This is a genomic window from Pseudonocardia adelaidensis (assembly GCF_039543345.1).
Lineage (GTDB): Bacteria > Actinomycetota > Actinomycetes > Mycobacteriales > Pseudonocardiaceae > Pseudonocardia > Pseudonocardia adelaidensis.
Window position 1 is genome coordinate 278564 of sequence record NZ_BAABJO010000002.1, and the last position, 19940, is coordinate 298503.

Genomic DNA, 19940 nt, shown 5'->3' on the forward strand with positions numbered 1-19940 from the left:
CGTCAGGGCCGACGCCGTCATCGGCGAACATCCGTACGGCTCGCGGCATTCGCCGAATCATTCTTTGCTGTGCTCGAAAATCTCGACTACGGAGATCCGCGTGAGAATCCTGCTGCTGTGCTCGTCGTTCAACGGCCTCACCCAGCGGATATGGACCGATCTGCGAGGGGACGGGCACGAGGTCACGACCCAGACGGCGAGCTCGGACGCCGCCATCAGAGGAGCGGTCGCCGCCACCGATCCGGACGTCATCATCTGCCCGTTCCTGAAGGAGCGAGTTCCGGACGACGTGTGGTCCTCCCGCCCCACCGTGATCCTCCACCCCGGGCCGGAGGGCGACCGCGGCCCCTCGTCGCTGGACTGGGCGATCAGCGAGGCGGAGCCGGCGTGGGGCGTCACCGCGCTCGGCGCGATCGGCGAGATGGACGCCGGCCCGATCTGGGGCACCCGCACGTTCGCCCTCCCGGCCGACCCACCACGCAAGAGCACGCTCTACGCGGGCCCGGTCACCGAGGCCGCCGCCGCGCTCGCCCGCGAGGTCGTGGCGAAGGTGGCGGACCCGGCGTTCGCGCCGCGGCCCCTCGACTACTCCCGCCCGGGTGTCCATGGTCGGCTGCGGCCCACGATGCGCCAGGTCGACCGCCGCTTCTCGTGGTCCGACCCCACCGAGGACGTGCTGCGGCGCATCCGGGCGGCCGACGGCTCGCCCGGCGTCCGCACCGAGCTGGCCGGGCTCCCGGTGTCGGTGTTCGACGCGCATCGCGGGCCTGCCACGCCCGGCGAGCCGGGCACGATCGCCCTGCGGCGCCACGGGGCGGTGCTCGTCCGCACCGGCGACGGAGCGCTCTGGATCGGGCACCTCCGCCCGATCGGCGACGGCCCCCGCGTCAAGCTGCCCGCCACCGCGGTTCTGCGGGACCGGCTCGGCGGCGTCCCGGAGTCGCTCGAGCCGCTCGGCGCGCCGGGCGGCGGCTACCGGGAGATCACCTACCAGCGCCACGGCCCGGTCGGCGTCGTCGGCTTCGACTTCTACAACGGCGCGATGTCCACGGCGCAGTGCCACCGGCTCGCGGCGGCGCTGCGGGCCGCGGCGGCCCAGGACACGTCGGTGCTGGTCCTGCGCGGCGGGCAGTTCTTCTCCAACGGGATCCACCTCAACGTCATCGAGGCCCGCCCGGACTCGGCCGCCGAGGCCTGGCGGAACATCAACGCGATCAACGACGTCTGCCGCGAGATCATCACGTGCACGCACCAGCTCGTGGTCGCCGCGGTGGGTGGCAACGCCGGTGCCGGCGGCGTGATGCTCGGCCTGGGGGCCGACCAGGTGCTGGTGCGCGCGGGCGTGGTGCTCAACCCGCACTACCGCACGATGGGCCTGTCCGGTTCGGAGTACTGGACGTACACGCTGCCCCGCCGGGTCGGGGCCGCCGAAGCGCAGCGGCTCACCGGGGAGTGCCTCCCGATCGGCGCCGCCGAGGCGGTGTCCACCGGCCTCGCCGACGCCGTGCTGCCCGGCTCGCCGGACGAGTTCGACGCCAGGGTGCTGGAGCACGCGTTCCGGCTGGCCACCGCCGACGGACTGGCCCAGCACCTCGCGGCGAAGGCGGCGGCCCGGGCGGCCGACGAGCGGCAGCGGCCGTTGGAGACCTACCGGATCCGCGAGCTGGCCGAGATGAGCCGCGACATCTTCGACGACCGGTACTGCTTCGCGTCCGCCCGGCACGCGTTCGTGACGAAACGGCCGGCACCCGCGGCGGAGCAAGCCCGGCACGCCGAGCTGGTGTCCCCGGCGGCGGGCTCGTAGCGGGCGGCGGGCCGGCGGTCTCGTAGGCTGACCGGCCGTGCGTGTCGTGCTGGCCTCCGCCTCCCCCGCCCGCCGGGCCGTGCTTCGAGCCGCGGGTGTCGACCCGCTGGTCGAGGTCGCCGACCTGGACGAGGACGCGCTGCTCGCGGCGATGCCGCAGGCCGCACCCGCCGAGAAGGTGACGCACCTCGCCGCCGCGAAGGCCACCACCGTCGCCCGGCGCATCGGCCACGACCACCCCGACGCGGTCCTGATCGGTTGCGACTCGATGCTGCACGTCGGCGGCGAGCTGGTCGGGAAGCCGGGTGACGCGGACACCGCCCGCCGCCGCTGGAAGGCGATGACAGGCGGCACCGGCGAGCTCGTCACCGGCCACGCCGTGCTCCGCTTGGAGGCGGGCGAGATCGACCGGGTCGCCGAGGGGCACGCCGTCACGACGGTCCGGTTCGCCGAACCGAGCGACAGCGAGCTGGAGGCCTACCTCGCCACCGGCGAGCCGCTCGTCGTCGCGGGCGCGTTCACGCTCGACGGCCTGGGCGGGTGGTTCGTCGAGGGCATCGACGGCGACCCGTCGAACGTGATCGGGATCAGCCTCCCGCTGGTGCGGCGACTGCTGTCGGCCGTCGGCGTCCGCGTCACCGATCTGTGGAGCGGACCCACCGGCTGATCCAGGACCTCCCGTCCGGGCAGGTCCGACGACCGAGGCAGGCTGTGCCCGTGGAGGTACTGCTGCTCGTCGTCGGCCTGATGCTCGCGGCCGTGCTCCTGGTCGGGGTCGGCGACCGGACGCGGCTGCCGTGGCCGGCGCTGATGGTGCTGCTCGGGGTCGTGGTCGCGGCCGTGCCGGGACTGCCGGACGCGTTCGACCTCGATCCCGACCTGATCCTCCCGCTGTTCCTCCCACCGCTGCTCTTCGCCACGGCCCAGCGCACGTCGTGGGCGCTGTTCCGGGCCCGCTGGCGCAGCATCGCGCTGCTCGCCGTCGCGCTCGTGGCCGTGACGATCGCGGCGGTGGCCGGCACCGCGCTCGCGCTCGTGCCCGGCATCACGCTCACCGCGGCCTTGGCGCTGGGCGCGATGGTCGCACCGCCGGACCCGGTGGCGGTCGAGGCCGTCGCCGGGCCGGTCCGGATGCCACGCCGGTTGCTGTCGGTGCTGCAGAGCGAGGGCCTCTTCAACGACGCCACGGCGCTCGTCGTGTTCCAGACCGCCGTGCTCGCCACCGTCCAGGGCAGCGAGCTGTCGCCCTCCGGCTTGCTGGTGCGGTTCGTGCTCGGCGTGGTCGCCGCGGCCGCGCTGGGGATCCTCTTCGCCGGCATCGCCCGCTGGATCACCGACCGGGTAGCCGACCCCACCGGCCGCAGCGCGCTCACCCTCGTGCTGCCGTTCGCGGTCTACCTCGCCGCCGAGGAGCTGCACGCGTCCGGGGTCGTCGCCGTCGTCGTGGTCGCGCTCCAGCTGCGCGCGGCCAGCGCCGTGGACGAGGCGGCGGAACGCCTCGTGCAGCGATCGTTCTGGGACGTGGTCGAACTGCTCGTCACGGGCGTCGCGTTCGGCCTCATCGGGCTGGACCTGCGGCAGGTGGTCGAGGCGGCCGGACCGGACCTGCCGCAGATGCTCGGGCACGCCGCCGTCGTCTGCGGGGTGGTGGTCGGCATCCGGGCGGCCTGGATGGCCGGAGCGTGGCTCCTCGTCCGGCGCGCGCCCACCGCGTTGGCCGCGCCCGTCACCGGCCGCGAGGCCGTGGTGCTCGGCTGGTGCGGGATGCGGGGCCTGGCGACCCTCGCCCTCGCCCTCGCGCTCCCGGTCGCCACCGTGGACGGACCGTTCCCGGCCCGCGCGGAGCTCGTGGTGATCGGGTGCTTCGTGCTGATCGTGACCTTGATCGGGCCCGGGCTCACGCTCCCGCTGCTCGTGCGGCTGCTCGGTGTGCAGGCGGACGCGGACGCGGAGCGGGCGGCCGAGGAGGAGCTCACCCTGCGGGCCCGCCGCGCCGCGCTCACCCGCATGTCGCGGCGTGAGCGCACCGCCGACCTGCCGGACGAGGCGGCCACGGCGCTGCACGAACGGATGGGGCGGCTCGAGGCGCTGCTACGCGGCGACCCGCCGACCACCGAGGAACGCGACCGGTTCGAGGCCCGGCGCCGCGGCCGGGCGCTCGCGATGGAGGTCCAGGCGGACGCGCTGGCCGCCGCCCGTGAGGAGGTGCTCGCGGCGCGCCGCGAGCCCGGTGTCGACCCGGAGGCGGCCGACCGGGTCCTGCACCGGCTCGACCTGCGGACGGTCCTGCTCGACTGAAACGACAGGACTAACCTCTCCGGCATGGGACTGCCCAACGACACCGACCCGAAGCTGGCCGTGTACGCGCACCCGGAGCGCCTGGTCACCACCGAGTGGCTCGCCCAGCACCTGGATGACAGCGGACTCGTCGTCGTGGAGTCCGACGAGGACGTGCTGCTCTACGACACGGGGCACATCCCGGGCGCGGTGAAGGTCGACTGGCACACCGAGCTGAACGACCCGGTCACCCGCGACTACGTCGACGGCGAGCGCTTCGCCCAGATCTGCGCGGAGCGCGGCATCGCGCGCGACACCACGGTCGTGTTCTACGGTGACCGCAACAACTGGTGGGCCACCTACGCGCTCTGGGTGTTCTCCCTGTTCGGGCACCCCGACGTGCGGATCCTCGACGGCGGCCGCGCCAAGTGGGTGGCCGAGGGCCGCGAGATGACCACCGAGCAGCCCAAGCCGACCCCCGTGGACTACCCGGTCGTGCAGCGCGACGACTCGCAGATCCGGGCGTTCAAGGAGCAGGTGCTCGACCACCTCGGCAAGCCGCTGGTGGACGTGCGCTCACCGGGCGAGTACTCCGGCGAGCTGCTGCACATGCCTGACTACCCGCAGGAGGGCGCCGTGCGCGGCGGCCACATCCCGGGCGCGGCGAGCGTGCCGTGGGCCCGCGCGGCGGCCGAGGACGCCACGTTCAAGCCGCGGGCCGAGCTCGAGGCGATCTACCAGCAGGAACAGGGCCTGTCGCCGGACGACGACGTCATCGCCTACTGCCGCATCGGCGAGCGGTCGAGCCACACCTGGTTCGTGCTGACCCACCTGCTCGGCTTCTCGAAGGTCCGCAACTACGACGGCAGCTGGACAGAATGGGGCAACTCGGTCCGCGTGCCGATCGTGCAGGGCTCGGAGCGCGGATCGGCATGACGGCAACCCTGCCTCCGCAGCTCGCGGAGCTGGTCGACGACTTCGCGGGCGTCGGGCCGAAGGACCGGTTGCAGCTGCTGCTGGAGCTCTCGCAGGAGCTGCCCGAGCTGCCGGACCGCTACGCCGACGCGGCCGACACGATGGAACAGGTGCACGAGTGCCAGTCGCCGCTGTTCCTGGCGGTCGAGGTGGACTCCGACCCCGAGCGGCGCGTGCACCTGTTCTTCTCGGCCCCGAAGGAGGCGCCCACCACGCGCGGCTTCGCGTCGATCATGCACGCCGGCCTGGACGGCGAGGCGGCCACCGACGTGCTCGCGGTCCCCGACGACTTCTACACCGCCCTCGGCCTCGGCGAGGCGGTGAGCCCGCTGCGGTTGCGCGGCATGGCCGCGATGCTCGCGCGGATCAAGAAGCAGGTCAGGGCCGCGACGGCAACCTGAGGCCGCCTTTCCCGCAACCTCAATTCCTTGTGAAGAACGTTCCGCGCACCAGGTGTGGGCCGCAACACTGTGGTCCGTCTCATGAAGACGGCCCAGGAGGTGTTCGATGGCCCTCGCAGCTACCGCTGAGACCTGGGGCATCGCCGGTTCGACCTTCCTGTCCGCCTACCTCCTGATCGCCACGACGGTCGGGGCAGGCGGCATCTGCGCGCGACGTGCGCTCGCCGAGCCGGGAGCCACGAAGCCCATCGACGACCTCACCGACCGGCCCCACGACGTCGCGTACCTGGCCGGCGGCGGCGAGCTGGCGGTCTGGTCGGCCCTGTGCGCGATGCACCTGCGCGGCACGCTCAGGGCCGCCGACGGCACGGTGCGGGCGGTCGGGCGCCTCGAGCCCGCCGCCGACCCGCTGGAGGAGGCGATCCACGACACGGCGGCCACCCCGGTCGGGCGGCGCCGCCTCGTGTTCCACCACTCGGTGCGGCCCGCACTCGCCGCGCTCGAGGAGCGGCTGGTGGCCGGTGGGTTCCTGCTGTCCGACGACCGCCGCAGGCGGATCCGGCGGGTCGGGTTCTGGATGCTCGGGGTCGCCGCGCTCGGGCTCCTGCGCGTGCTGGCCGACATCGCCGAAGTTCGACCGGTCGGGCTCCTCGTCACCGCGCTCCTGATCGTCACGGCCGTGGCCGTGGTGCAACTCACCCTGTCGCCCCGGCGCACCCGGCGCGGCAACCGCGCGCTTGCCGCGCTGCGCGACCGGCACCGTGCACTCGCACCGGACGGGGAACCGGACTGGCAGTCGCGAGGGCCCGCCGGCGCCGCACTGGGGATCGGGCTCTTCGGCACGGGGGCGCTCGCGGCGTCCGCGCCCGGTCTCGCCAGGGAGATCGCACCCCAGGTGAGGGCCACGCGGACCTCGGGTCTCGCCGTCAGCGGAGGGGGTGACGGCGGAGGTGGCGGTGGCGGCAACCGGGGGTGAGCCGCCGCCGCCGGGGGATCGGCCGAGGTGATCGCGACGCCTGACGCAACCGCACGTCGGGCACGGTCGCAACCACCTCGCCCCCGCAGCGTCGTCTCGAGGGGTGACGGGGCTGCGGGGGACGGGTCCGGCCGGACCGGCATCGGTCACACCACGGTCCGTTGATCGCGCATCGATCCCTAAACTCCCGGGTAACCACTGCGCCGGGGCACAGGTTCCCGGGGCACGCCACTCCAGGAGGCCGACCGTGCCGCGTTTGAGCAAGGTCCTCGTGGCCAACCGCGGGGAGATCGCTGTCCGGGTCGTCCGGGCATGTCGCGACGCCGGGATCACGAGCGTCGCCGTGTACGCGGACCCCGACCGCGACGCGCCGTTCGTCCGGCTGGCGGACGAGGCGTTCGGGCTGGGCGGCAGCACGGCGGCCGAGTCCTACCTCGACTTCGACAAGGTGATCGACGCCGCCCGCAAGGCGGGTGCCGACGGGATCCACCCCGGCTACGGCTTCCTCTCCGAGAACGCCGGCTTCGCCCAGGCCGTGATCGACGCCGGCATCACGTGGATCGGGCCCACCCCGCAGGCGATCCGCGACCTCGGCGACAAGGTCACCGCGCGGCACATCGCCACGCGGGCCGGGGCCCCGCTGGTGCCGGGCACGTCCGAGCCGGTCTCCGGCCCGGATGAGGTGGAGGCGTTCGCCGAGGAGCACGGGTTGCCGATCGCCATCAAGGCCGCGTTCGGCGGCGGCGGCCGCGGCATGAAGGTCGCGCGGGAGAAGAAGGAGATCCGCGAGCTCTACGAGTCGGCGGTCCGCGAGGCCGTCGCCGCATTCGGGCGCGGCGAGTGCTTCGTGGAGCGCTACCTCGACAAGCCGCGCCACGTCGAGGCGCAGGTGCTCGCCGACACCCACGGCAACGTCATCGTCGTCGGCACCCGCGACTGCTCGCTGCAGCGCCGGTTCCAGAAGCTCGTGGAGGAGGCGCCCGCGCCGTTCCTGTCCGACGAGCAGCGGGCCACGATCCACGAGGCCGCCAAGGCCATCTGCAAGGAGGCCGGCTACCACGGCGCCGGCACCGTCGAGTTCCTGGTCGGCCAGGACGGGCTCATCTCGTTCCTCGAGGTCAACACCCGGCTCCAGGTGGAGCACCCGGTCTCGGAGGAGACCTCGGGGCTCGACCTCGTGCGCGAGCAGTTCCGCATCGCCGAGGGCGAGGTGCTCAACCTGCTCTCCGACCCGGAGCCGCGCGGGCACTCGATCGAGTTCCGGATCAACGGCGAGGACGCGGGCCGCAACTTCCTGCCCGCTCCCGGCACCGTCTCCGCGATCACGCTGCCGTCCGGACCCGGCGTGCGGGTCGACGCGGGCGTCGAGGCGGGCTCGGTCGTCGGCGGGCAGTTCGACTCGCTGCTGGCCAAGCTCATCGTCACGGGTTCGGACCGGGCGCAGGCCCTGGAGCGCTCCCGCAGGGCGCTCGCCGAGTTCCAGGTGGAGGGCATGGCCACGGTGCTGCCCTTCCACCGCCTCGTCGTGGACGACCCGGCGTTCGCCGCTGCTTCCGACGAGGACTTCACCGTGCACACGCGCTGGATCGAGACCGAGTGGGACAACACGGTCGAGCCGTTCACCGGAGGCGAGGGCGCCGACGCCGAGGCGGCTCCGCGGCAGACGGTCGTGGTCGAGGTGGGCGGGCGCCGGCTGGAGGTGTCGCTGCCCGGCGACCTCGCGATCGGGGGCGGCCAGGCCGCTGCGGCGAAGGCCCCGCCCCGCAAGCGCGGCGGCGGCAAGGGCGGTTCGGCCGCGTCCGGCGACGCCGTCACCGCGCCGATGCAGGGCACGATCATCAAGGTCGCCGTGTCGGACGGCGACACGGTCTCGGCGGGTGACCTCGTCGTCGTCCTGGAGGCGATGAAGATGGAGAACCCGGTCACGGCGCACAAGGCCGGCACGATCACGGGCCTCGCGGCCGCACAGGGCAGCTCGGTGTCCCAGGGCACCGTCATCTGCGAGATCAAGGACTGAAGGACCTGGAACCGGTCGAGATCAACGCAGGTCTCTGGTACCTGCGCGCCCTGCGCTGCGACGAGAGGGTGGACGGACCGGCCTGCGGTGGTCGCCTCCAGCCTCGACCCGGAGATCGCGCGGTGGCGGCACCGGCCGCCTGCCGACCCCGCCGACGCGGAGGCCTACATCCGGCGGCGGGCGGCCGAGTGGCTGCGTGACGAGCGCTGCTCGTGGGCCGTGTGCGAGCCGACGACCGGCGAGATGCTCGGCGAGGTGGAGCTCGCCGAGCTGGACCTCTGCCACGGCACCGCGGATGTCGCCTGCCTGGCGCTCCCGGCGGCGCGCGGGCGCGGGATGACCGCCACCGCCCTCTCCGCCGTGCTGCGGTTCGCGTTCGGCGGGCTCGGCCTGCACCACGTCACCTACGCCTGGGCGGACGGCAACCTCGCCTCCGGACGCCTCGCGGAGAAGTGCGGATTCCGGGTGGAGGGGCGCAAGCGCGAGGCGTGGGTGGTCGACGGGCGCCGGGTGGACGTGCACATCACCGGCCGACTGGCGACTGACGGTTGACGATCGACTACACGCCGAATTAACGTCGACGGGCCAGGTGATTCCACAGCAACCCGCACCGTGCTGAACAAGTGCATAGCGGAAAGCAGTGACTACCCGTGTGACAACCGACCACGGGGCCCGGTGATCCCGCCACGCGGAGCGCCGCGCCGCGGATCCGTTCACCACGCTGGCTCAGGCCGCGCCGTGAACACGCCAGCAGTCCCCTCCGGCGACCAGGATCCGTCATGCCCCCCGACACCTACATCACTAGTCATATCCATACCGACGGGCCGATTCCCGGCCCCCACTCCCTGCTCACCCTCGTCTCCGCTGCGTACCCGCGCAGCGACGGGCGACCGACCTCCGTGTTCACCACCAACGTCCGAGAGCTGCCCGGAGCCACCCTCCACCCGCTCGCCCTCCAGTCCTGGAGGCGTCGGTCGGAGGACTGGCTCTCCACCCGGCGGGCCAGCCGACCCCCTGCCCCTGCGATGAACGCCTACGCCAGCTGGGTCCGCCGGCTGCCGGGGCGTCCGGTGTTCGTCACCGACACCGCTGACCCGGACTACCTGTTCCTCTACTGGTACCTGCAGCGGTTCACCGGGAGCTGGCCCTTCGCCGGCACCCGCGGCGACGCGGAGCTCCACCGCCGCCTCGCCTGCACGACGCTCTGCCCGCTCACCGGGTGCCGCACCACCGACGCTGCGCTGGCCCGGACGAGCTGATCGACCTGCCGACGGCCGGTGTGGGGCCCCGCACCGGCCGTCGGCGTGTTCACCGCCGTTCGCACTCGCACACGTTTCCGCGCGAACGGCCGTCCCGGGACGAACCGGCCACCTAGCGTCCCGGCTCGTGGCCGAACCCATACCCGTCCTCTCCCACGACACCCGCCGGCACGTCCTCACCACCGCCGAGTTCGACGTGCTGTGGGAGTGGCTCGGGCTGGCGCCCACCCCGGTCGTCCTGCAGCTCGCCTCCCCCGGGCGCACCCACGCCGAACGGCGGTCGGTGCAGGGCACCGCGTGGCGGGCACTGCGCGAGCGCGGGCTCGGCGGGTCCGACGGCCCCGACCCGGAGCTCGCCCGGCTCCTGCACCTGCTCGCGCGTCCCGACCAGCAGCTCGAGTTGCGGGCGTGGTGGGGCCGCGAGGTCCGGGTGCTCGCTGCCGGCCGGCACGGCACCGGCGCCCTCGCGCTGCGCGAGGGCGACACGGTCACCGTCACGGCGTGCGGCTCGCTCCCGATCGGGCTGCTCGGGGCGTTCCCGCCTGCCGACCGCGGCCCCGGCCGGGCGTGCACGGTGCCCAGCGCGGTGCTCGCCACGGCGCCCGCCGCCCGGGCGCGGCCGGCGCTGGTCGATGCCGGGGTGGCGCCGCCCGACGCGGCGCTGCTCACGGCGATGGTCGCAGGCACCCGGCGGCGGGCCCAGGTCGTGGCGCTCGGCTCCGATCGGTGGGGCGTCCTGCGCCGGGCGGGCGGCGTGATCGGCGTGCTCGACGGGCCGCGGGGCCGCTACCTGCTCACCCGCAGCACCGGCGAGGACGGCGTCGAGTGGGCGACCATCGCCCCGGCCGACGACCGGCAGCTGCGGCACCGCATCGCCGACCTGCTCGGCACCGCCGTCGCCGCGGCGCGCGGCTGAGCGCTACTCGTCGAGCCCTGCCGCCAGCCCGCGCCCGGCGACGGCCCCGGCCACGCCGGCGAGCACGGTCAGCCCGGCGAGCACGATCGCCAGGAACCCGAGCCCGGACACGAGGAGGCCCACGCCCGCCGACACCGCGCCGACGGCGAGCCCGGTGCGGGCCACGGCGGCCCCGGTGCGGTTGCGGGTGACGACACGGGCGGCGGCCGCGGTGAGCAGGATCGCGACCAGCCCGCTCAGGGGGGCCAGCAGCGCGGTCGGCGGGAGCACGAAGTAGGCGACGTCGTCCACGAGCTGCGCGCCGACCCCGGCGAGCAGCGCGGCGCCGACGGGTACGCGGGACGTGGCAGGCAGGGTGGTCATGCCTGCGATGCTCCGCCGCGGCGCACTCCCGGGCATCGGGGATCGCCCGGAGCCACCCCCGACCCACCCGCGAGTCCCCCATCCTCGAGGGGCGAGTTCCCCGCTCCGATGGGCGAGGCCCCCAGGAGCCAGCGAGTCTCGCATCGAACGGGCGAGTTCCCGTGTCATCCGCCGAGACGCCACGCTCTGAGAAGGGTCCGCCCAGCGGAACGCCACGAGTTGTCCACATCACCGCCCAGTTGTCCACAGCTCCGTGGAAGCTCCACCAGACCGACCTCGACCAGCGCATCGTTGTCGCCATGGCACTTCCGGTTCCCGGCCTGCACGGCGCACACCGGCGCTCCGACCTGGTCGCTCGCTTCGGAGCGACGAGGATCGCGAACGCCGTCCGCGGCGGCGAGCTGCAGAAGCTGTGGCGGGGAGTGCTGGTCGACCCGTCCCGGCTGCTCGACCCACGCACACGGGGAGCCGCTGCACTTCTCTCCGCGGGGCCCCGTTCGGTTCTCACCGGCGTCACAGCGGCCGCCGTCCACGGCTGCGACGCCGTCGAGTCGACAACGACGCACATCCTGCTCCCTTACGGGTGCCGCACACGCAGCCGCGAGGGTCTCGTCGTCCACCACGGATCGGGATTCGCACACGACGTCGAGGAGGTCGACGGACTGCGCGTACTGCCGCTCGACCGGGTGATCGCCGACCTGCTCTGCGGGCTCCGCCCGCAGGACGCGCTCGCCGTCGTCGATCAGGCTCTTGCACGAGCGCGCGAGGCCCACCCGGTGTTCCGCAAGCAGGTCGCCATGCGGCTGGAACAACGCCTGGATCCGCGTGGCACCGTACGCGCGGCAGGCTTGCTCGACCTCGCCTCGGAACGCGCCGACTCACCTGCCGAGAGCTGGATCCGGCTGCTCGTGGTCGAGAACGGGCTTCCTGTACCCGAGGTGAACTGGCCGATCGCCGACGCGACAGGGCGGGAGATCTACCGGCTCGATCTCGCCTGGCCACAGCTGCGCATCGCGCTCGAGTACGACGGCATCGCCGCCCACGCCGGGCGGGAGGAGCACGATGCGCTGAGGCGGGCCGACCTCACGCGTCGCGGCTGGATCGTCGTGGTTGTCACGAAGGAGGATCTGCGCTCGTTCACCCGGGTCGTGGTTGCCCTGCGGGCGGCTTTCGCCACTCGGGGCCATACGTGGTGAGGCGTCAGAGCGACTTGCGGCTCGGACGGCTGCGCAGTGCCGCGACGTAGTCGTCGGGCGCGCCGGCCTGCTCGGCGGCGTCCGCGATGACCCCCAGGTAGCGCGCGCTCGGGAGCCCACCCTCGTAGGCGTCCAGCACGTAGATCCAGGCGAGCACGTCGCCCTCCAGGGTGTGCACCCGCAACCGCAGCTTCTTGTGCAGCCCGAGCTCGCCGCCCTCCCAGCGGTCGAGCTGGGCGGCATCGAGCTCGGAGACGTCGTAGAGCACGACGAACACCTGCGAGCCCGGGTCCTCGACCACGGTGGAGAGCGCGCCCTCCCAGCCGAAGTCCTCGCCGCCGAATGTGAGCCGCCATCCCATGAGCCACCCGGTACCCGCCATCGGCGAGTGCGGGGCACGCTCCTTCATCTGGGCGGGATCCATGTTCGACCCGTAGGCGGCGTACAGCGGCACCGCCACAGAGTAGAGCGGCGCCTCCCGCGTACCGTGCTCGGGGAACGAAAAACGGACAGGAAGGGCGTGCTCCGGTGACGCGGATCGTGATCATGGGTGGCGGACCGGCGGGCTACGAGGCCGCCTTGGTGGCTGCCCAGCACGGCAGCGACGTCACGCTCGTGGAGCGCGCAGGCATGGGCGGCGCGTGCGTGCTCGACGACTGCGTGCCGTCGAAGACCTTCATCTCGTCCGCGGGGGTCCGGGTCGACATGCACCGGGCGCCCGACCTCGGTGTCACGACGGATCCGCACGCGATCGGCGTGGACCTGCCCACGGTGCACGCGCGGGTCAAGGGGCTCGCGCTCGCCCAGTCGGCCGACGTCCGGGCCCGGGTCGAGCGGGAGGGCGTGCGGATCATCCGGGGCACGGCCGCCTTCAGCGAGAAGGCCTCGGCACACGCGCCGCACCTCGTCGATGCCCGCACGGCCGACGGGGCGGGCGAGGAGCTCCCGGCCGACGTCGTGCTCGTCGCCACCGGCGCCACGCCGCGCGTGCTGCCCGACGCCGTGCCCGACGGCGAGCGGATCCTGACCTGGCGCCAGCTGTACGACCTGCAGGAGCTGCCCGAGCACCTGATCGTGATCGGTTCGGGGGTCACCGGTGCCGAGTTCGTCTCGGCGTACGTCGAGCTCGGGGCCCACGTCACGTTGGTGTCGAGCCGCGACCGCGTGCTGCCCGGTGAGGACGCCGACGCGGCCGCCGTGCTCCAGGACGTCTTCACCGAACGCGGCGTCGAGATCCTGTCCCAGGCCCGCGCCGACTCGGTGAAGCGCGACGGCGACGGCGTCGTCGTCACCCTCGCCGACGGCCGCACGGTCACGGGATCGCACGCGCTCATGACGGTCGGCTCCGTGCCGAACACCGCCGACCTGGGCCTGGAGAAGATCGGCGTCGAGACCGGGCGCGGCGGGTTCATCCCGGTCGACCGCGTGTCACGCACCTCCGTGCCCGGCGTGTACGCGGCCGGCGACTGCACGGGCCTGCTCATGCTCGCGTCGGTCGCCGCCATGCAGGGCCGGATCGCCATGTGGCACGCGCTCGGTGAGGGCGTGGCGCCGATCAAGCTCAAGACGGTGGCGGCCGCCGTGTTCACCCGTCCGGAGATCGCCACCGTCGGGATCAGCCAGCGGGCGATCGACGCAGGCGAGGTTCCGGCCCGCACGATCATGCTCCCGCTCTCGACCAACCCGCGCGCGAAGATGCAGGGGCTGCGTCGCGGGTTCGTGAAGCTGTTCTGCCGCCCGGCCACCGGCGTCGTGGTCGGCGGTGTCGTGGTCGCTCCGGTCGCGAGCGAGCTGATCCTGCCGATCGCCCTCGCCGTGCAGAACGGGCTGACGGTGGCCGACCTGGCCCACACGTTCTCGGTCTACCCGTCGTTGTCGGGGTCGATCACCGAGGCCGGGCGGCAGCTGATGCGCCACGGCGACCTCGACTGACGTCGAACAGCGCATCGACGCTCGCCGCGAGCGCGGAACTCCGGCCACGGAACGCGGGACTCGCCCCCACGGTGTGGGGGCGAGTCCCGGCGCGCCGCAGGTCAGGCCGTCAGGGCGGTGAGGGCGGCGTGGGTGAGTACGCGGACCCCGAAGGGGAGGGCGCGCTCGTCCAGGTCGAACGTGGGCTGGTGGATGTCGCGCATCGCGCCGTGACCGGGCCAGACGCCCAGCCGCGCCATCGCCCCCGGGACGTGCTCGAGGTACCAGGCGAAGTCCTCGCCACCGCTGGACTGCTGCGTCTCGGCCGAGGCGTCCGGGCCACCGACGGTGACGGCGGCGCCGGCGAGCATGCCGGAGCTGACCGCCTCGTTGACGACCGGCGGGACGCCGCGGATGTGCTCGAGCTCGTAGGTCACTCCGGTGGGGGCGAGCACGGACTCCACGAGCCGCTGGATGGTGTCCTCCAGCTCACCCCACGTGGCGTGGTCGGCCGTGCGCAGGGTGCCCCGCAGCACGCCGTGCTGCGGGATCGCGTTGGCCGCCTCGCCCGCCTGCACCGCGCCCCAGACGAGGACGGTGCCGGAGCGGGGGTCGACCTGCCGGGTGAGCAACAACGGGACCTGCGTGATGAGCAGGCCGATGGCCTCGACGAGGTCGGCGGTGAGGTGAGGGCGCGAGGTGTGGCCGCCGGGCGACGTGAGCCGGACCTCGACGACGTCGCAGGCGGACGTGATCGGGCCGACCCGGGTGCCGAGCCTGCCGACCTCCAGGCGCGGGTCGCAGTGCAGCGCGAAAACCCGGTCGACACCCTCCATGGCGCCGTCGGCGACCATGTCGATGGCGCCCCCGGGCTGCACCTCCTCGGCGGGCTGGAAGATCAGCCGGACCCGGCCGGGCAACGCGGGCGCCGAGGCCAGCGCGAGGCCGGCGCCGAGCAGCATCGCGGCGTGGGCGTCGTGGCCGCAGGCGTGCATCACGCCGTCGACCGTGGAGGCGAACGGGAGCCCGGTGTTCTCCTGGAGGGGCAGCGCGTCGAGGTCGGCGCGCAGCGCTACGCAGCGCCCGCCGAACCCGATGTCGCAGACGAGGCCGGTGCCGCCCGGAAGGGTGCGGGGCTCGAGGCCGGCCGCCATCAGACGTTTGGCGATCATCTGCGTGGTGCGGAGCTCGGTGCGGCCGAGCTCCGGTACCGCGTGGAACGATCGACGCCAGCCCACGACGTCGGCGCGGTGGGCGTCGAGCCAGGCATCCAGCCAGGCAGGGCCGCTACCCGCACCGAGGTCGGGAACGTCGAGGTCGGCGACGGCGAGGTCGGAATGCGCCTCCAGGAGGGTCACCGGGCACCACCGGCCCGGCCGACCCCCGGTCGGTCTGCCACGGCGCGGTGCGTCAGCGGACCGCGCATCGAGGCTGCTCTCACGTGCATCTCCCAATCGTGCTCACCCGGACAGCGGTAGACCAACCGGAACTGGGTCTGTTCGCGGGTTCGGCGCCGAGGTGTTGCCGATCTGAGGCGGGCGGGCCCGTAGTTGCTGACGAACGGTCGTCGAGCCGCGCGCCGAACGGGGACTCGTGCCGTTCGTCGCGTCTGTTACGCGCGCGAGGGGCCTCCGGATGCCGCCCGGAAGGGCGCTGCGGGGCCCGTACATGAACCGGCGTTACCCGCTGGAGGGCCCGTGACGCCCGTCGCGGCCGACACCACCCGGATCGGGGATCGGGGGCCGGAGGCGCAGCGTGCGCCCCGACTGGCCAGAATGGGTGGGTGGGACAGGACGGCTCGGACGGCGAGCGGGTGCGGCGGATCGGCGGCCGCTACACGCTGTCCGGCCAGCTCGGCGCGGGTGCCATGGGCACCGTGTGGTCGGGCTTCGACGAGGTGCTGCAGCGCCGGGTCGCGGTCAAGGAGCTGAAGGTCCCTCCCGGTGTGCCCTCCCACGAGGCCGCCGAGGCGCGGGAACGGATCATGCGCGAGGCACGTGCGCTCGGCGGTCTGTCCCACCCCAACATCATCACCGTCTTCGACGTGGTCGACGTCGAGGGCGAGCCCGTGGTCGTCATGGAGCTCGTGCCCTCGCGCAACCTCGCCACGATGATCAGTGAGCACGGCACGCTCACGATGTCGCAGGTCGCGGTCGTCGGGTTCGCGACGGCGGGCGGGCTGCGCGCGGCGCACCGCAGCGGGATCACCCACCGCGACGTGAAGCCCGGCAACGTGCTCATCGCCGACGACGGCCGCGTCAAGCTCACCGACTTCGGCATCGCCCGCAACGTGGCCGACGCACCGATGACGAGCGCGGGGCTGGTGCTGGGCTCGCCCGCGTACATCGCGCCCGAGGTGGCGATGGGCAAGGCCGTCACGCCCGCTGCGGACCTGTGGGGACTGGGCGCCACGCTGTTCGCCGCCGTCGAGGGCCGCCCGCCCTACGACGTGGGCGGCGACCCGGTCGCCACGATCACCGAGGTCGTGGACGGCGACGTGCCCCGGCCCCGCGGGTCCGGGCCGGTCGCGGACGTGATCGTCGCGTTGATGCGCAAGGAGCCCGAAGCGCGGATGCCGCTCGAGGAGGTGCGCCAGCGCCTGCGGCCGCTCATCGAGGACCCGGACGACCCGGTCTACCCCGGCTCGCCGGACGCTCCCACGATCGGGGCCGGCATCCACGTACCCGCACCGGCGCCGCGCAGCGAGATGTCCGGTCCGCGCCCGGCCCCGGCGCCCCTGGCGCCCGACCCGACGGGTGCGCGCGCCCCGGTCGGCGGCGCACCGCTCGCCCCGGCGCCGGGCCCGCTGCCGGGCCTGCCGCGCTCGTCGTCGAGCTCCGGGGGCTTCGTCGCGGAGCCCGCTCCACGCGGCGGGGTCACCGGCCTCGCCGCGGTCGGGTACGTCCTCGCCGGGGCGGCCGTCGTGCTGGCCGGGATCCTGGGCGGCTGGACCGCCACCCGCCTGCTGGGCGGCCAGTCCCCCGAGACCACGCTGAACGTGACGTCGGCGAGCACCGAGCTCGCCCAGCACAGCGACCAGCTCGGCTTCACGATGCCGGTGCCCCGCGGCTGGACCGCGTTCCCGCACGAACCGGCGGACGGGCAACCGTCGGTCAGCTTCGTGAGCCCGGACGGCAGCGAGGAGCTCACGGTGCAGCGGACCGCGTCCGCCGAGGCGGGCCAGGAGGTGTCCGGCACCGTGCTGGACGGCCCGACCGAGACGGCCGACGGCGCCGTCCAGCTGCGGTACACCGACACCGAGCGCACGTCGTGGCGGCACATCGAGCCCGCGGGGAAGGGCGCGTGGACGGTCACGCTCACCGTGCCGCAGCGCGCCGCGGGAGAGACGTCGGCCGACCTCTTCCAGCTGCTCGTGGAAGGGTTCGCCCCGACCACCGCATAGGCTGCCGGCCATGAACGCCGACGACCCCGCCGCCGCGGCTGCGGCCATCGCGAAGGCCACCGGTGTGGACAGCCACGACGTCGCCGTGGTGCTGGGCTCCGGGTGGCGCCCCGCCGCCGACGTGATCGGCACGCCCGAGCACGAGCTCGCGATGGCCGACCTGCCCGGCTTCCGCCCGCCGGGGGTGGCCGGGCACTCCGGCACCGTGCGGTCCGTGCCCGTCGGTGGGCGCAGCGCCCTCGTGCTGCTCGGACGCACCCACCTCTACGAGGGCCACGGCGTCGAGCCCGTGGTGCACGGCGTGCGCACGGCCGCCGCGGCGGGCTGCCGAACGGTGGTGCTGACCAACGCCGCAGGCGGGATCCGCGACGGCATGCGCGTCGGCGAACCCGTGCTGATCTCCGACCACCTGAACCTGACGAGCCTCTCCCCGCTCTCCGGCCCACGCTTCACGGACCTGACGGACCTGTACTCGCCGCGGCTGCGCGCGATCGCCCGCGAGATCGACCCGGAGCTCGCCGAGGGCGTCTACGTCGGGCTGCCCGGCCCGCATTTCGAGACGCCCGCGGAGATCCGCATGTTCCGCCTGCTCGGGGCCGACCTCGTCGGCATGTCGACGGTGCTGGAGGCGATCGCGGCGCGGGCCGAGGGCGTGGAGGTCTTCGGCCTGTCGCTCGTCACGAACCTCGCGGCGGGCATCACCGGCGAGCCGCTGGACCACCACGAGGTGCTGGCCGCCGGTGCCGCGGCGGCCGGGCGGATGGGGGCGCTGCTGCGCGACCTGATCGAGCGGGCCTGATGCTCCGTCCCGAGCTGCGCGTCGCCGCGATGCGCTGGATCGCCGACGACCCCGACCCGGCCACCCGCACCGAGCTGCAGCGCGTGCTGGCCGCGGCGATGGTCGGAACGGCGGACGCGGCGGAGGAGCTCGCCGACCGCATGTCCGGGATGCTGCGCTTCGGCACCGCGGGCCTGCGCGGCCCGGTGCGCGCCGGACCGGCCGGGATGAACGTCGCCGTCGTCCGGCGGGCGACGGCCGGGTTGGCCGCGTGGCTCGCCCGCGGGGGCGAGCGGGGCACCGTCGTGGTCGGCCGGGACGCGCGGCACGGGTCGGCGGCGTTCGCGACGGCGGCGGCCCAGGTGCTCGCGGGCGCCGGGTTCGCGGTGCGGGTGCTGCCCGGCCCGCTGCCCACGCCGGTGCTCGCGTTCGCGGTCCGGGAGCTGGGCGCCGTGGCGGGCGTGCAGATCACGGCATCGCACAACCCGCCCGCCGACAACGGCTACAAGGTCTACCTCGCCGACGGCGCGCAGCTCGCCCCGCCGTCCGACGCCGAGATCGAGGCCGCGATCGCCGCGGCGCCCCACGCCGTCGCGATCCCGACCTCCGCGACGACCACCGAGGTGGACGTCACCGACGCCTACCTGGAGCGCGTCGCCCGGCTGCCCCGCGGGACGGTCCGGGACCTGCGCGTGGCGCTCACCCCGATGCACGGCGTCGGGGGCGCCACCGCCGTGCACGCGCTGCACCGGGCCGGCTTCACGAACGTGCACGTGGTCGGGTCGCAGGCCGCGCCAGACCCCGACTTCCCCACGGTCACCTTCCCGAACCCGGAGGAGCCCGGGGCCACCGACGCACTGCTCACCCTGGCCGCCGACGTCGACGCCGACCTGGCGATCGCCCTCGACCCGGACGCTGACCGCTGCGCACTCGCCGTGCCCACCGCGAGCGGGTGGCGGCTGCTCAGCGGCGACGAGACGGGGGTGCTGCTCGGCGACCACCTGCTGCGCTCCGGCGGCTACGCGGACCCGCTCGTGGCCACCACCGTGGTGTCGTCGTCGATGCTCCGGCTGGTGGCGGCGGCGCACGGCGCGCGGTACGCCGAGACGCTCACCGGCTTCAAGTGGATCGTCCGTGGCGGGCCGGGCCTCGTATACGGGTACGAGGAGGCCCTGGGGTACTGCGTCGACCCGGACACCGTGCGCGACAAGGACGGCATCGCGGCGGCCGTACTGGCCTGCGATCTCGCGGCCACGCTGAAGGCCGCGGGGCAGGCCCTGCCGGACCGGCTCGACGAGCTGGCCGTCGCCCACGGGGTGCACCTGACGGAAGGCGTGTCGCTGCGGATGGACCCCGCGGCGCGGGACGCGGCCGCGGCGCGGCTGCGCGCGACCCCGCCCGCGGGCTGGGCGAGCGAGCTGCCCGCACCGGACGTGCTCGTGCTGCGCCGCGAGGGCGAGCGCCTCGTCATCCGGCCGTCCGGGACCGAGCCCAAGCTCAAGGCCTACCTGGAGGTGGTGGAACCGGTCGCGGGCGCCGCCGCGCTCCCCGCGGCGCGGGCCGTCGCCCGGTCACGGCTCGACGGCCTGCGAGCGGAGGTCACCGCCCTGCTCGGCGCCTGACGCCGGGTCGTGAGTGGAAACGGGGGACGGTGGCCGGCGGAG

The 19940-nt window shown here is 74.2% G+C and carries 18 protein-coding genes; 15 read left to right on the top strand and 3 right to left on the bottom strand.

The annotated features are described in order from the left end of the window. Positions 1 to 100 precede the first annotated feature (100 nt). The 10 genes from ABEA81_RS03240 to ABEA81_RS03285 all read left to right on the top strand — a co-directional run bounded on the left by ABEA81_RS03240 (position 101) and on the right by ABEA81_RS03285 (position 10625). Entirely contained in the window at positions 101 to 1804 is a 1704-nt protein-coding gene (locus tag ABEA81_RS03240; RefSeq protein WP_345603108.1) for a hydrogenase maturation protein, read from the top strand. A 37-nt stretch (positions 1805 to 1841) separates the two neighbouring features. Further along, the gene (locus tag ABEA81_RS03245) at positions 1842 to 2471 is read left to right on the top strand and encodes a Maf family protein (protein WP_345603109.1); all 630 of its coding nucleotides are present in this window, start codon (positions 1842 to 1844) and stop codon (positions 2469 to 2471) included. Between the two features lie 50 nt (positions 2472 to 2521). Further along, complete coding sequence (locus tag ABEA81_RS03250; RefSeq protein WP_345603110.1) at positions 2522 to 4102, top strand: cation:proton antiporter; 1581 nt, start codon at positions 2522 to 2524, stop codon at positions 4100 to 4102. Between the two features lie 24 nt (positions 4103 to 4126). Next, positions 4127 to 5017 (top strand): sulfurtransferase, encoded by an 891-nt coding sequence (locus tag ABEA81_RS03255; protein WP_345603111.1) that lies wholly within the window; start codon positions 4127 to 4129, stop codon positions 5015 to 5017. After that, the gene (locus ABEA81_RS03260; RefSeq protein WP_345603113.1) at positions 5014 to 5457 is read left to right on the top strand and encodes a SufE family protein; all 444 of its coding nucleotides are present in this window, start codon (positions 5014 to 5016) and stop codon (positions 5455 to 5457) included. Before ABEA81_RS03255 ends, ABEA81_RS03260 begins: the two co-directional genes overlap by 4 nt. Before the next feature lie 106 nt (positions 5458 to 5563). Then, a complete protein-coding gene (locus tag ABEA81_RS03265; protein ID WP_345603114.1) occupies positions 5564 to 6433 on the top strand; it encodes a TIGR04222 domain-containing membrane protein in 870 nt (289 codons plus the stop codon). 247 nt (positions 6434 to 6680) lie between these two features. After that, positions 6681 to 8450 carry an acetyl/propionyl/methylcrotonyl-CoA carboxylase subunit alpha gene (locus ABEA81_RS03270; RefSeq protein WP_345603115.1) on the top strand — a complete coding sequence of 590 codons (1770 nt, stop codon included), beginning with the start codon at positions 6681 to 6683 and terminating at the stop codon, positions 8448 to 8450. 87 nt (positions 8451 to 8537) lie between these two features. Beyond that, positions 8538 to 9002 (top strand): GNAT family N-acetyltransferase, encoded by a 465-nt coding sequence (locus ABEA81_RS03275; RefSeq protein ID WP_345603117.1) that lies wholly within the window; start codon positions 8538 to 8540, stop codon positions 9000 to 9002. A 473-nt stretch (positions 9003 to 9475) separates the two neighbouring features. Continuing rightward, complete coding sequence (locus ABEA81_RS03280) at positions 9476 to 9709, top strand: hypothetical protein (RefSeq protein ID WP_345603119.1); 234 nt, start codon at positions 9476 to 9478, stop codon at positions 9707 to 9709. Positions 9710 to 9836: 127 nt separating this feature from the next. Next, positions 9837 to 10625, top strand: a complete 789-nt coding sequence (locus ABEA81_RS03285; RefSeq protein WP_345603121.1) for an ESX secretion-associated protein EspG — start codon at positions 9837 to 9839, stop codon at positions 10623 to 10625. Between the two features lie 3 nt (positions 10626 to 10628). Here ABEA81_RS03285 and ABEA81_RS03290 read toward each other — a convergent pair whose 3' ends face one another. After that, positions 10629 to 10988, bottom strand: coding sequence for a hypothetical protein (locus ABEA81_RS03290; RefSeq protein WP_345603123.1), 360 nt, complete (start codon positions 10986 to 10988; stop codon positions 10629 to 10631). 686 nt (positions 10989 to 11674) lie between these two features. On the opposite strand from ABEA81_RS03290, the gene ABEA81_RS03295 reads away from it, so the two are divergent. Then, positions 11675 to 12184 (top strand): DUF559 domain-containing protein, encoded by a 510-nt coding sequence (locus ABEA81_RS03295; protein WP_345603124.1) that lies wholly within the window; start codon positions 11675 to 11677, stop codon positions 12182 to 12184. Between the two features lie 4 nt (positions 12185 to 12188). On the opposite strand, the gene ABEA81_RS03300 is transcribed toward ABEA81_RS03295, so the two are convergent. Continuing rightward, positions 12189 to 12638 (bottom strand): gamma-glutamylcyclotransferase, encoded by a 450-nt coding sequence (locus ABEA81_RS03300; RefSeq protein ID WP_345603125.1) that lies wholly within the window; start codon positions 12636 to 12638, stop codon positions 12189 to 12191. Between the two features lie 74 nt (positions 12639 to 12712). Between ABEA81_RS03300 and ABEA81_RS03305 the strand changes: the two genes are divergently transcribed. Beyond that, a complete protein-coding gene (locus tag ABEA81_RS03305) occupies positions 12713 to 14116 on the top strand; it encodes an NAD(P)H-quinone dehydrogenase (protein ID WP_345603126.1) in 1404 nt (467 codons plus the stop codon). Positions 14117 to 14217: 101 nt separating this feature from the next. Here the strand turns inward: ABEA81_RS03305 and ABEA81_RS03310 are convergent, their stop codons facing one another. Further along, positions 14218 to 15453, bottom strand: a complete 1236-nt coding sequence (locus ABEA81_RS03310) for an amidohydrolase (RefSeq protein WP_345603127.1) — start codon at positions 15451 to 15453, stop codon at positions 14218 to 14220. Positions 15454 to 15878: 425 nt separating this feature from the next. On the opposite strand from ABEA81_RS03310, the gene ABEA81_RS03315 reads away from it, so the two are divergent. From ABEA81_RS03315 to ABEA81_RS03325, 3 genes are read left to right on the top strand one after another with little or no spacing between them, the layout of a single operon-like run. Beyond that, the gene (locus ABEA81_RS03315) at positions 15879 to 17498 is read left to right on the top strand and encodes a serine/threonine-protein kinase (RefSeq protein WP_345603128.1); all 1620 of its coding nucleotides are present in this window, start codon (positions 15879 to 15881) and stop codon (positions 17496 to 17498) included. A gap of 10 nt (positions 17499 to 17508) precedes the next feature. Next, positions 17509 to 18297 (top strand): purine-nucleoside phosphorylase, encoded by a 789-nt coding sequence (locus ABEA81_RS03320; RefSeq protein WP_345603129.1) that lies wholly within the window; start codon positions 17509 to 17511, stop codon positions 18295 to 18297. After that, a complete protein-coding gene (locus ABEA81_RS03325; RefSeq protein ID WP_345603130.1) occupies positions 18297 to 19898 on the top strand; it encodes a phospho-sugar mutase in 1602 nt (533 codons plus the stop codon). The genes ABEA81_RS03320 and ABEA81_RS03325 overlap by 1 nt, the downstream gene beginning before the upstream one ends. Positions 19899 to 19940: the final 42 nt, after the last annotated feature.

Coding starts and splice junctions, on each gene's coding strand:
- ABEA81_RS03255 (WP_345603111.1), top strand. CDS start 4,127: ATGGGACTGCCCAACGACACCGACCCGAAGCTGGCCGTGTACGCGCAC.
- ABEA81_RS03260 (WP_345603113.1), top strand. CDS start 5,014: ATGACGGCAACCCTGCCTCCGCAGCTCGCGGAGCTGGTCGACGACTTC.
- ABEA81_RS03265 (WP_345603114.1), top strand. CDS start 5,564: ATGGCCCTCGCAGCTACCGCTGAGACCTGGGGCATCGCCGGTTCGACC.
- ABEA81_RS03280 (WP_345603119.1), top strand. CDS start 9,476: ATGAACGCCTACGCCAGCTGGGTCCGCCGGCTGCCGGGGCGTCCGGTG.
- ABEA81_RS03290 (WP_345603123.1), bottom strand. CDS start 10,988: ATGACCACCCTGCCTGCCACGTCCCGCGTACCCGTCGGCGCCGCGCTG.
- ABEA81_RS03320 (WP_345603129.1), top strand. CDS start 17,509: ATGAACGCCGACGACCCCGCCGCCGCGGCTGCGGCCATCGCGAAGGCC.
- ABEA81_RS03325 (WP_345603130.1), top strand. CDS start 18,297: ATGCTCCGTCCCGAGCTGCGCGTCGCCGCGATGCGCTGGATCGCCGAC.